General features: G+C 43.6%; 10 protein-coding genes. 3 read left to right on the top strand and 7 right to left on the bottom strand.

What is annotated here, in order from left to right; translation table 11 throughout:
• Positions 1 to 101 precede the first annotated feature (101 nt).
• Together HZC12_10315 and HZC12_10310 are read right to left on the bottom strand one after the other, a co-directional pair.
• Complete coding sequence (locus HZC12_10315; GenBank protein ID MBI5027097.1) at positions 102 to 2,453, bottom strand: response regulator; 2,352 nt, start codon at positions 2,451 to 2,453, stop codon at positions 102 to 104.
• Positions 2,450 to 3,631: an amino acid ABC transporter substrate-binding protein gene (locus tag HZC12_10310; GenBank protein MBI5027096.1), complete on the bottom strand. Its 1,182-nt coding sequence runs from the start codon at positions 3,629 to 3,631 to the stop codon at positions 2,450 to 2,452. The genes HZC12_10315 and HZC12_10310 overlap by 4 nt, the downstream gene beginning before the upstream one ends.
• Here HZC12_10310 and HZC12_10305 point away from each other — a divergent pair.
• Positions 3,550 to 3,765, top strand: coding sequence for a hypothetical protein (locus HZC12_10305; protein ID MBI5027095.1), 216 nt, complete (start codon positions 3,550 to 3,552; stop codon positions 3,763 to 3,765). The genes HZC12_10310 and HZC12_10305 overlap by 82 nt on opposite strands.
• Here the strand turns inward: HZC12_10305 and HZC12_10300 are convergent.
• Positions 3,720 to 5,450 carry a Na+:solute symporter gene (locus HZC12_10300; protein MBI5027094.1) on the bottom strand — a complete coding sequence of 577 codons (1,731 nt, stop codon included), beginning with the start codon at positions 5,448 to 5,450 and terminating at the stop codon, positions 3,720 to 3,722. The genes HZC12_10305 and HZC12_10300 overlap by 46 nt on opposite strands.
• The gene (gene yedF / locus HZC12_10295; protein ID MBI5027093.1) at positions 5,441 to 6,043 is read right to left on the bottom strand and encodes a sulfurtransferase-like selenium metabolism protein YedF; all 603 of its coding nucleotides are present in this window, start codon (positions 6,041 to 6,043) and stop codon (positions 5,441 to 5,443) included. The genes HZC12_10300 and yedF overlap by 10 nt, the downstream gene beginning before the upstream one ends.
• Positions 6,044 to 6,400: 357 nt before the next feature.
• Between yedF and rho the strand changes: the two genes are divergently transcribed.
• Positions 6,401 to 7,666, top strand: a complete 1,266-nt coding sequence (gene rho / locus HZC12_10290) for a transcription termination factor Rho (protein ID MBI5027092.1) — start codon at positions 6,401 to 6,403, stop codon at positions 7,664 to 7,666.
• A 14-nt stretch (positions 7,667 to 7,680) separates the two neighbouring features.
• Here the strand turns inward: rho and HZC12_10285 are convergent, their stop codons facing one another.
• The 3 genes from HZC12_10285 to HZC12_10275 form a co-directional block, all read right to left on the bottom strand.
• On the bottom strand, positions 7,681 to 9,306 hold the full coding sequence (locus HZC12_10285; GenBank protein MBI5027091.1) for an acetolactate synthase large subunit: 1,626 nt from the start codon (positions 9,304 to 9,306) through the stop codon (positions 7,681 to 7,683).
• Complete coding sequence (locus HZC12_10280; protein MBI5027090.1) at positions 9,293 to 9,958, bottom strand: HAD-IA family hydrolase; 666 nt, start codon at positions 9,956 to 9,958, stop codon at positions 9,293 to 9,295. Before HZC12_10280 ends, HZC12_10285 begins: the two co-directional genes overlap by 14 nt.
• A 282-nt stretch (positions 9,959 to 10,240) precedes the next feature.
• Positions 10,241 to 11,272 carry a zinc-binding dehydrogenase gene (locus HZC12_10275; GenBank protein ID MBI5027089.1) on the bottom strand — a complete coding sequence of 344 codons (1,032 nt, stop codon included), beginning with the start codon at positions 11,270 to 11,272 and terminating at the stop codon, positions 10,241 to 10,243.
• Positions 11,273 to 11,565: 293 nt separating this feature from the next.
• Here HZC12_10275 and HZC12_10270 point away from each other — a divergent pair.
• On the top strand, positions 11,566 to 12,502 hold a 937-nt coding region (locus HZC12_10270), incomplete at its 3' end, for a glutamate-1-semialdehyde 2,1-aminomutase (GenBank protein ID MBI5027088.1).

Below are 12,502 nucleotides of genomic sequence, written 5' to 3'. Positions count from 1 at the left end.
TCTGCTGCCAACGTTATCCCAGCCAGTACAAAAACCAGACCCATCACTACTACCCATGCCTTTTGAATTTGTCGAACAAACATCTCCGTAACCTCCTTGCTTTAAATAAACAAATGAGGGCATACTATTTTTTTAATCATTTCTGCAAGTTCATTGATATTATATGGCTTCTGGATAAAGCCCTTTGCCCCATCATCAAGCATATTCCTTGCGTTGGAATCTATACCATATCCTGATGACACAAGGACTTTTACATCAGGGGCTATCTTCTTTAGTTTTTCAAATGTCTCTTTGCCGCCCATCTCTGGCATAATCAAATCCAGTATGACAAGATCTATCTTGCTTTTCTTATCTTCATAAATCTCAATTGCCTCTTTGCCATCAGATGCCTCGAGGACATAATAACCAAGCTCATTCAGAGTTTCCCTCGCAAGGTTTCTTACAGCCTTCTCGTCATCAACAACAAGTATTGTCCCCTCTCCACAGGGAAGCCTTCTTACCTCTGCTCCCCCTGCTTGTACTTTGACCTCTTTTTCTACTGCAGGCAGGTATATGGTAAATGTTGAGCCTTTGCCGAGTTCGCTATCAACGGTTATAAAACCATCATGGCTTTTTACAACTCCATACACCATGGCAAGACCCATCCCTGTTCCTTTGCCTTTCTCCTTTGTGGTAAAGAACGGTTCAAAGATTTGCTTCTTAACTTCTTCATCCATTCCCCTGCCTGTATCGTTGACCTTTATAACCGCATATTTTCCTTCCTTCATCCATGCAAATGGCTTTGTCTCTTCCATTATCTCTATATTGGAGGTCTTAATATGGAGGATGCCTCCAGCAGGCATTGCGTCCCTTGCATTGAGGCACAGATTCAGGATTACATTTTCAATCTGGCTTCTGTCTCCTTCTATTGCCCATAGCCCGCTATCGATGGTTGTCTTTATCTCTATTGTCCTGTCGAATGTCCTTGTTATAAGCTTTAGCACATCATCCACAACATCATTAAGATTCAGAGGCTCTACAATATACTTTCCCTTCCTCGCAAAACCAAGAAGCTGTTTGGTCAGCTCTGCTGCTCTTTCTGCAGAATGCTCTATCACATCGAGGGGTCTATAGATAGGGTCGTCCTCTGAGAGCTTCATCTTAAGGAGTGATGCATAGCCGAGGATTCCCTGAAGCATATTGTTGAAGTCATGGGCAATGCCTCCAGCCAGACTCCCAATGGCCTCCATCTTTTGTGCCTGAAAGAGCTGCTCCCTCATACGTTTTTCTTCCTTCTCCTTTTCCAGCATCTCAAACTCTGTTGCCACCATCTGGCCTACAGTCTGGAAGACCTTTATGTCTGGCTCTGTAAATTCCCTCTGTTTACCAAAGGCATTCACCATCCCCACCACATCGCCTTTCCTGTCAAACACAGCAAAGCCTATGTATGAATCCGCCTTTATGCTTGTTAAAAACTCTACTTCTGGAAACTGCTTATACGCATTCCTTTCAATAACGCACATATGCTTCCTGGATGTAATGTCCTCACAAGGCGTGTCTTTAAGAAAAATGTTTATACCCTTTTTTATCTCTCCATTTAGATGCAGGGATACCACGTACGCTGTCTCTCCATCAGGGTTTATTCTTGCTATGAAAGAATTCAGGTCAAACAGCCTTCCAATAGCCATTGTAACCTCATCAAAGAATTCCTCACCCCGCCTTGATGCTGCTATGTGGTAGATATTGTTGAGCATTTTTATCTCTTCCTGCAAAGACATCATTATCTGACTGACATTATTACTCAGGAATTCGAACTCATATATGCCTTTATATCCAGGCTTCTCACCCTTTTTCAGAGAGGTTATTATTCTGTCAATAGGCATTCTGATAGACCTGTGCAGGTAAAAAAGAACCAGAAGGGCGTTTATTAACAGTATAAATGCGGTTGCACCATATGCGACATTTACCTTTTGCACCAGTTGAGAATAGGCAGATGCATCCTTTGTAAGGATTATATGCCATTTCCACGGCTCAAAGTGTATGTGATATGTATAATATTTCCCCCCCGCATATTCTATAGACGAAACTACATTTTCCTCCAGATTTTTTTCCATCATCTCCAAAAATTGTGGCGGCAAATCGCCGGTGTATAGCACTTCCTTGCCATTCTCTATGATATAGCCTTCTATGTTATTCTGCCTCAGAAAGTTCTCTATTTCCCCTATGGCCAAACCTTTTTTAATCCTTACAGCCTTTTCATCGCCTGCAAGTCCTGTCCGCAGAAGCTCGCTTAGACTCCTATCACAGATATTGTATACATCATGTGACATATTTAAAAAATTGTCTTTTATATGTATATCCGCAAATCCCGAGACCGACCTTAGGACAAACAAATAGAGTCCGAGTCCAATTAGCAGAACTATTAAGATTACAGGTGTGATGATCCTGAATGGGAGGCTGTTTATTATCTTCATCTAAATACTGGCTTTGCTGTCCTGAACTCCTCGGGCCAGACGACTTCCTTTTTACCGTTCTGCCACTGAATGATGAGATTAAAATGCTTTATCTGCATCCCTGTCCTGTCAACGCCATATCTGCCAATAATGGATATTGTATCCATAGCAGATAAAATATCTCTTATCCTGTCTCTTTCGAGGCTTCTTGCCTTCTTTATTGCAGTCTCTATTACTTCACCCGCAGCATATGCTGTTGCTGCATGATAAGAAGGCATCTCTTTATAGGTCTCTATGTATGCCTCATAAAATAAGTTACAGATTGTAAAATCTGCGCAACCAGGCTGATACTCCCACTGGGATGAGGAAAAGGTATGGCTTGCATCGGATGTTAATTTATCATAAAATGTCCGCATTGCAGGCCCAACAGAGGCAAAATATGCCTTCGGATACCAGCCGATCCTTTTGAGGGACAGCCGCATGTTCACAGCCTCATCAAAATGTCCGCAGACAATGAGAACTTTTGCCCCGGATGCCTTTGCCCTTTTTGCAATCTCATCGAGATTCATTGTTCCTTTTTTGAACTTCTCAAATAAAAGGACATTAAGCCTGAACCTCTCTGCCCACTTCTTTGTGCCATTGGCAATGTCCTTTGAGAATGAATCATCGGCATAAACAATGGCAATATCATTCAGTCCATTAATCACCAATAATTCAAGAAAACCAACCGTATATTTGCTTGCAGGTGTATAAATGCCAAAGACATATTTATAACCCTTCTGCCACAGCCTGTCTGCAGATGCGCCTGATACAAGCACAGGATGGCCATATTTTTCTGTAACCGGCAGTATCGCCTCTGTTATCTCGGATGAGTAAGGGCCAAAGACAAGGTCAACCTTGTCTTTCAGTATCAGGTGCTCGTAAAGGGATTTTGCTGTTTGAGGGTCACTCTTGTCATCGTAGAGTATAAGCTCAACCTTTCTTCCGAGAATTCCACCTTTGCTGTTTACATCTTTCTCCCAGAGCCTGAACCCTTTCATCTGTACATCCGACATCTCGGAGTATTTTCCTGTGAGTCCGAGGGTGAGGCCGATTTTTATGGGTTCAGCAGCATGGGATGGAAGCAGAAAGCAGAGAACAGAGAACAGAATGCAAAAAATATATAATAAAGGTAAGGGAGGTTGTTCAAAGTCATCCATACCCAAATGATACCACGCTAATTAATGCAGTTATTGGCAGGGGAGATGGATTATTTTCAAAAAAAGTTGGATTATTTTCAAAAAATCTTTATTCAAGCATTCTCCCCGCCGCTGGCGGGGTCAATCCCTTATAAATAAACCAGCCACTCAGCAATGATAGAGAGAGCCAGATATAGCCTGAAAGAGAATAGCCGAGGATGAGCTTCCCAATCCCGATGGTCAGACCGGTGACAAAGAGGCAGCCGTAAATCCATGCCATGATTGAATTCTTTAATGTATTGCTTTCTGGCGGGTCATCCATTAACCTCTGTATTGGCCCCCATCCTGTTCCCCCTGGCTTTGTCTTTTTGTAAAATTCTATAAGCTTTGACTTCTCAGTTGGCTTTGTAAGAAGGGTTACTAATATCCACACTATTGTGGAGGTGCTTATTATCAGAAAGAGTTTTGCATAATATGGTGATGGGCTGAAAGATGGATGTGTATAGGCAATTATAGTCATGGCTGTGGATGCTGTCATTGCCGAAATCTCGCTCCATGCATTCACCCTCCACCAGAACCATCTCACGATATATACCAGCCCGGTGCCCGAGCCAAAGGCTATGAGGAACTTAAAGACACCAATAATGGATGTTGTATAGTATGTGACGATGGCTGTGATAATGGATAGAACAAGGGTTGCCAGGCGGGATACATTTATATAATGTCTTTCTGTGGCATCTTTTCTGACAAAGGGCCTGTAAAAATCATTCACAAAATAGGCTGAAGATAAATTCAGGTATGTGCTCAGGGTGGACATAAAGGCTGCAAAGAAAGAGGCGAGCATGAGTCCTCTCAGTCCTGAGGGAAGCAAATCTACCATCATCTGCGGATAGACAGCCTCGTGGTCTCTTGTTGCCGGGTAAAGCACGATGGATGCGAGGGCTGCGAGTATCCATGGCCATGTCCGAAGACCATAGTTTGCGACATTAAAATAAAGGGTTGCAAGAAGGCTGTGCCTTTCGTCTTTGCAGGAGGCCATTCTCTGGACAATCACACCTCCGCCATCCGATGAATACTTCGACCACCAACTCAAACCCACATAACCTAAGAATGTCATAAATGCCATTCCGAAAAAACCCTCATCGAGGGGTGGGAAGAAGCTCAGGGTATTCTGGTCAAGATGAAGTTTTATCTCTGAGATTCCTCCAGCCTTGCTCACCGATACCGCTGCTAAGATGACCGCACCGACCATGGCGATGATGAACTGGAAGAAATCCGTTGTAACAACACCCCAGTAGCCTGAAAGCATGGAATATACAACTGTAATACCGCTCGCTATAAGGATGCTCTCCCACTTTCCCCATCCGAGGCTCACATCCATTATCTTGGCCATTGCTAAGATTACCTGTGCCTTTATAATTGTGTGTATCGCAATAGAGAAATATATAGCCTTAAAACCACGGAGGATGGACGCTGATTTGCCTGAGTAGCGAAGATTGATTAGCTCCACATCTGTCAATACACCAAGCCTCCGCCAGAGCCTCGCAAAGAAAAAGACACTGAGCATGCCTGAGAATATAAAGCACCACCACTGCCAGTTCTCATAAATCCCATGCTCTCTGACAAGGCCTGTAACATAAAGCGGCGTATCTGACGAGAAGGTTGTTGCAACCATAGAGGTGCCAGCAAGCCACCAGGGGAGGTTCCTTCCTGAGAGAAAGAATTCACTCATGCTGGATGATGCCCTCTTTGTGAAATAGACACCGATTATGAGGGATAAAATCAGGTAAGCTATAATTATAGACCAGTCAAGCAGAGAAAGATTCATTTCTAAATCCACACCACTTTTTTGAAATCCTTCATACCCTCAACGATGAGATACATACCTCCAACCATGCCGACTTTTAATTTATCTTCAAGCCCGTAATGCCTGAGACATGTTCCACAAGAGTAGATAATAACGCCTATTTGCTCGATTTCTTTGAGCAATGATACTGCGCCATCATCGAGAGTTGTAAGCTTCACTCCTGCGTTTATGAAAAATATAGTATGGGGTAATTCCTTTGTTGTTTTTATTGTTTCTAAAAAGCCATTCATCAAGATTTTTCCAAGGGCCTCATCTTTCCCCAGGGTATCAGTCCCTATGACAAGGAAAATATCTTTTTCTTTCTTTTTGATATCTGACTCCTCATAGGTCATAGACTGGCCCTCGACTTTGCACATAGGACCTTTTATTATCTTAACCCTCCAGTGCTTATCCTCTTTCAAAGCCTCAACAGCCATTCCTTCTTTCTTTGCAAAGCGGATGATATTTTTAACAGATGCCTCATTATCGACAAGCACCTCGACAATCCCCTCATTTATTTCTGATAGGGCATCCTGTGCTAAAGAAACTGGCTTGGGACATGGCAGCCCTCTTGCATCTATCTGCATTTCACCCTCCTATATATCATACATATACTGTCCAATTAAACAAGCCTCAAGACAAATCTCTTTATGCCTTCCTTTTTCACTTCGTGTTCTTCGTGTCCTTCGTGGTTTAATCAGGTTTTGTTCAAGAAGGATGCTGGACAAGCCAGCATGACAGAAAAGGCATTAAATTATGATATAAGCTCCTTTATTTGTCTCATATGTATTGAACGAGTACAGGGTATTGACAAAAGTTTTTATATTTAGTATGTTGTATTTGAATTCTCCAGAGTGAAGACCCTTGGAAGGTAAAATAAACACCTCTCATTAATATCAAACAAACTCAAAATCTCCCCCGCATGGGAAGAAGGTAATCGTAATATGAGGAGTGAATCAATGAACATCTCAGAACTTAAAGAGAAAACTATCGATGAGCTTAGCCGAGTCGCAAAGGAATTGAGCGTAGAAGGCGCACGGGGTATGAGGAAACAGGACCTCATATTCGCTATACTGCAGGCACAGATTGAAAAGACAGGTTTGATCTTCGGCGAGGGAGTCCTTGAAATCCTTCCTGATGGCTTTGGTTTTCTCCGCTCTCCGGATTACAGCTATCTGCCAGGGCCTGATGATATATATGTCTCGCCGTCCCAGATAAGGAGATTTAACCTGAAAACAGGCCACCTTGTAACTGGCCAGATAAGGCCGCCAAAAGAAAGTGAGAGATATTTTGCCCTCCTTAAAGTGGAGGCTATAAACCATGAGTCCCCTGATGAGAATATCGAAAGACCTCTATTTGATAACCTCGTTCCTTATTATCCAACTGAGAGGATACAGCTTGAGTATGATAAGGATGACTATTCCACAAGGGTTATGGAGCTTATAACACCCCTCGGCAAAGGCCAGAGGGGGATGGTCGTTGCAGCGCCAAGGACTGGAAAAACCATGCTCCTTCAGTCCATTGCCAAGGCAATAAAGAAAAACCATCCTGAGATTCACCTTATAATCCTCCTTATAGATGAAAGGCCCGAAGAGGTAACCGACTGGAAGAGGCAGGTGAGCACAGCAGAGATTATAAGCTCAACCTTTGACGAGCCCCCCCAGAGGCACTGCCAGGTGTCTGAGATGGTTATTGAAAGGGCAAAGAGAGTTGTTGAGACAGGAAGGGATGTAGCAATCCTTCTCGATTCGATTACAAGGCTTGCCAGGGCGTACAATGCAGTCATCCCGACAAGTGGGAAGGTTCTCTCAGGAGGTCTTGATTCAAATGCCCTTCAAAAACCAAAGAGGTTTTTTGGAACTGCAAGGAATATAGAAGACGGTGGAAGCCTGACCATTCTTGCCACAGCTCTTGTTGACACGGGCAGCAGGATGGATGATGTTATCTTTGAAGAATTTAAAGGGACAGGAAATATGGAGCTTCACCTTGACCGAAAGCTCGTGGACAAGCGGATATTTCCGAGCATTAATATTAATGCCTCTGGAACAAGGAAAGAAGAGCTGCTCGTTGATAAGGACATCCTTAACAGGATGTGGATTCTCCGCAAAGTGCTATCGCCGCTCGGTGTTGTTGAGAGCATGGAATTTCTCCTCGGAAAACTTGCAGGGACAAAGGGCAACAAGGATTTCCTTGATATGATGAATAAATAACACAGAGTTTATTATTAGGTCGGGCAGATTATTCTCCCGAGGGCCTCGGTGAGCCTGAAGTTTTCTGAATAATCCACAGGGCAGTCAATTATTGAAGGCACTTTCTGTAAAAAGGCATCCTGTAGGATAGGCGCAAGCTCATCGTCTGCTTCAACCCTGTAACCTTTTGCCCCGAAAGACTCTGCGAGGGCTTTAAAATCAGGATTGCCAAAACTGGCACCAAAGTCCCTTCCAAATTTCAGCTTTTGCTTCCATGAGATAAGGCCGTAGCCGTCATCGTTAAATATAAGATATACTACTGGCAGGCCAAGTCTGATGGCTGTCTCAAGCTCTCCGAGGCTCATCATGAAACCTCCGTCTCCCATGGCAGCGACTACCTTTTTATCAGGGCAAAGCATTTTTGCTGAAATTGCTACTGGAAGGGCAAAGCCCATCGAGGAGAAACCATTGGTGATAATCACGGTATTTGGTTCATAGGCAGGATAAAACCTCGCAATCCATATCTTGTGCGCGCCCACATCGCTTATTAAGATATCATCCCTTCCAAGTACCGTTCTGAGCTCCTTCACAATTCTCAATGGCTTAAGTGGAAAGCCATCGAGTGGGCCGTCCAGCAGCGATTCTGTTATTCCTTTCAGGTTAAGGTAATAAGAAGAGTCTTTTTTAAAGTCCGAAGACTCCATGATCAGATTAAGTGTAGTGCTGATATCTCCCACAAGTTCAATGGCCTTATAATGGGCATCTACTTCTGCAGGAGTAAAATCTATGTGAAGAATCTCTTTACTCATCTCCGGGTTCCAGTATTTAGGGCTGAATTCAACCGGGTCATAGCCAACAGCAATAACAAGGTCTGCCCTGTCAAAGCCGCAGGAGACATAATCTCTGAGCTGAAGTCCGACAGTAGAGAGAAAGCGGGGGCTGTCTGCCGGCAGAGAGCCCATTCCCATAAAAGATGTAGTGCCACAGATTTCAAGCTTTTCAATAAAATTCCTGAGAGCCGCTGAAGCCCTGCCTCTGATGACGCCATTTCCAGCAAGGACTATTGGATTTCTGGCATTGCGCAAAACCTCTACAGCCTTTTTTATCAGATGAGGCTCAGGCTCCGGGTAATTTATATCCTGAACAGGCAGGGGTGCAGCAATGATTTCTTCAACGGCAACATCCTCTGGAAGCTCTATGTGAGTTGGCCCTGGTTTTTCAATTGCAGAGAGCCTGAAGGCCTTTCTTACAATCTCTGGTATTATCATGGCCTTCTCTATCCTGTGATTCCACTTTGTTATTGGCCTGAAGGCTGAAATAATATCCACATACTGGTGGGACTCCTTATGAAACTTTGACAGGTCTACCTGACCGGTAATTGCGACAACAGGGGAATGGTCGAGAAAGGCATCGGCAATACCTGTCATCAGATTTGTTGCGCCAGGGCCAAGCGTGGAAAGGCAGACGCCGGGCTTTCCTTTTAACCTCCCCCATGCATTGGCCATAAAGGCTGCGCCCTGCTCGTGTCTCGTAGAGATAAAGGTAATCGATGAGTCTTTCAGTGCGTCGAGAAAATCGATATTCTCCTCGCCAGGAAGGCCGAATATATGTGTCACTCCCTCGGCCTCAAGGCATTTTATTAAGAGCTCAGATGCTTTCATTTATTAGCTCCCTGAAATTTGAGATGGTTAAAAACTCTTTTGATTTTTTAGGCTCAACTCTGGAGTTTGCTACTGTCTTTAGCAGGATATATTTTATCCCGTACTTTTTTGCTGTCCTTAAAACATCTTCAGTGTCATCTATTAGCAGGGTTTTTTCTTTATCAAAGCCCAAACGCCTTTCTGCCTTTTCCCAGAATTCAATCATCTCTTTGGGATAGCCTATTTCAAAAGATGTGATTGTTTTATCGAAATACTTGCCTATCTCTATCTTTTTAAGCTTTATGTCGAGGACTTTATAATGTGCATTTGTGACAAGAAAGACCTTCTTTTTATGCCTTCTAAGCATCCTTAAAAAATCCTCTACATGCGGATGGACATCAATCAGGTGCTTAATCTGCTCTTTAAGGGCTGGAATATCTATGTCAAGCTCCCTTGACCAGAAATCAATATCAGTCCAATTTAGAGTGCCTTCATGAATTTTATACTTCTTAAGGAGCATTTCCTTTGCCTTCCCGAAGGTGATATTATTTTTCTCAGCATACTTTTCAGGCACGAGGTGCTCCCAGAAATAATCATCAAAATACTTATCGAGCAGTGTGCCGTCCATGTCGAGAAGGACGTATTTTATGTCTTTAAGTGGAATTTTTGCCATCACTATTGTCCGCTAAAAGTTTGAGAATTTTTCTTTTGTCGTCATTCCCGCGCAGGCGGGAATCCAGACGCCGTCCCCCGATTTAATCGGGGGAACTATTCAAAGGAACTGGATTCCTGTTTTCACAGGAATGACATGAAATGGCTCATTAAATATTGCTAATGAAAATATGTATTATCAATGCCTTTACAAGGTTTATCGGACATTAATTATTTGCCATAAGCATCTTCGATCCAAAGATTTTAACTATTGACTGCTGACTGAGGACTGATAAACTGTTTTTCAATCAACAGTTATGACTATTTTACCAAAATGTGCCCTGCTTTCCATCTTTTCATGCGCCCTCACTGCATTTTCCAGGGTATAAACAGAGTCTATAACTGGTTTCAACTTTTTTCCGGCCATCAACCCGGTAATCTTTAAAAGTTCTGACCTCCTCCCCATGATTGAACCGTGGATGTTTAACTGCCTTGAGAACACATACCTCAAATCGAGGTTTACTTCAGCGCCTGTTGTTGCACCGCAGATAACCATCCTTCCGTTTTTCTTCAGCGACCGCAGGCTTTTAGAAAAAGTTGCCGGGCCAACATGTTCAAATACGAGGTCAACGCCTCTGCCATCTGTTATCGCCATTGCTTTTTCATAAATGTCTTCTTTTGAATGGTCTATGATGTAATCGGGTGCCAGGCTTTTAAGTTTCTCTGTCTTTTCCTCTCCGCCTGCAGTTGCTATAACCTTTGCTCCTGCGAGTTTTGCAATCTGTATTGCAGCAGAGCCGATACCACTGCCTGCTGCAATTATAAGTGCGTCTTCGCCAGGCTGTAGTTTTCCCCTTCCGATAAGCATATGCCAGGCTGTTAGATAGACGAGCGGGAAGGCCGCAGCCTCTTCAAAAGAAAGATTCTCCGGCATGCGGATTACATTGACTTCAGGGACACGCACATATTCAGCATAGCCGCCATCAGTGGTTGCCCCTATAATACCGAACTTTACACACAGGTTATCGTTTCCATCCAGGCAGAAGTCACACTTAAAGCACCGCATCCCGGGGTCTACAAAGACCTTCTCTCCTGTCTTTACAGTGCTGACACCCTCTCCTGTATCCTCTACAATCCCGGCTATATCGCAGCCTGGTATATGAGGCAGGGTTGTGCCATAAGCTGTCAGGCCATTTCTTATCCACAGGTCGAGGTGATTCACAGACGTTGCCTTTACCTTTATCAGGACATCACCTGCCCTGAGTTCTGGCACAGGCACATCAACAAATTTTAAGACTTCAGGGCCTCCGAATTTGTCAAATATGATTGCTCTCATTGTTCCCTCCAGAATTTACGTAAATATTAACCCAAATCATGCATTAAGAAAATCACAGACCCCGAAAATTGAACCCACAAGATTTTTCAATTAATATTAAAAGATACCGTTTGCTAAAGTTTTTGACAAGATAAATTCAATAATGTTAAATTTTAGAGTTAAAATTTTAGCTCTATTTTTATATTTTATATCCGTAATCCTTATGCTTATGAAACATACATGCCGAAAAGTCGGCACACAGGAGGATGAAAATTAAATTATTTAGAGCTACAGGAAGAAATCGGAGCTTTGGCTTGAACTGGAAGAAATCCAATGAGCTGTATAAGAAAGCCATGGCCTTTATCCCTGGCGGGGTGAACAGCCCTGTAAGGGCATTCAAGGCAGTCGGCGGCAGCCCTATTTTTATAAAGTCAGCAAAGGGCTCAAAGATTTACGATGTCGATGGAAACGAATACATTGATTACGTCCTTTCATGGGGGCCGATGATTCTCGGCCATGCCTACCCTAAGGTTGTTAAAGCCCTTCAGAAGGCTGTCCTGAATGGGACAAGTTATGGAGCACCTACATCTCTTGAAATTGAGCTTGCGGGTATGATTCTTAAAGCATATCCCTCCATGGATAAAGTCAGGATGGTCAACTCAGGGACCGAGGCGGCCATGAGTGCCATAAGGGTTGCCAGGGGTTATACAGGTCGTGATAAGGTTATTAAATTTGAAGGCTGTTATCATGGCCATGCAGATGGCCTCCTTGTTAAGGCAGGCTCAGGGGCAACGACATTTGGCGTGCCTGACAGCCCTGGCGTTCCAAAAGACTATGCAAAAAATACCATTACGCTACCTTTTAATGACCTGAAGGCATTTAAGAGAGTTTTAGAGAAAGAAGTCGGTACGACTTGCAACCGAGCTGATAAGATTGCGTGCGTAATTCTTGAACCAGTCGTGGGCAATATAGGGTGTGTGCTTCCAGGAGAAGGCTTTCTTGAGGGCATAAGAAAACTAACAGCTAAACATGGTATTGTGCTTATATTCGATGAAGTTATGACAGGCTTCAGGGTTTCCTACGGCGGGGCGCAGAAAGCATACGGAATAAAACCTGATATGACCTGCCTCGGCAAAGTAATCGGCGGAGGCTTGCCTGTCGGAGCATACGGAGGCAGAAAAGAAATAATGAAAATGGTTGCTCCAGAGGGTCCTGTATATCAGGCAGGAACGCTTTCAGGCAACCCGCTTG

It is taken from the genome of Nitrospirota bacterium (genome assembly GCA_016214385.1).
In the GTDB taxonomy this organism is placed as follows: domain Bacteria; phylum Nitrospirota; class Thermodesulfovibrionia; order UBA6902; family JACROP01; genus JACROP01.
The sequence above is the reverse complement of the archived record's forward strand: the minus strand, read 5'-3'. Positions and strand labels throughout refer to the sequence as shown.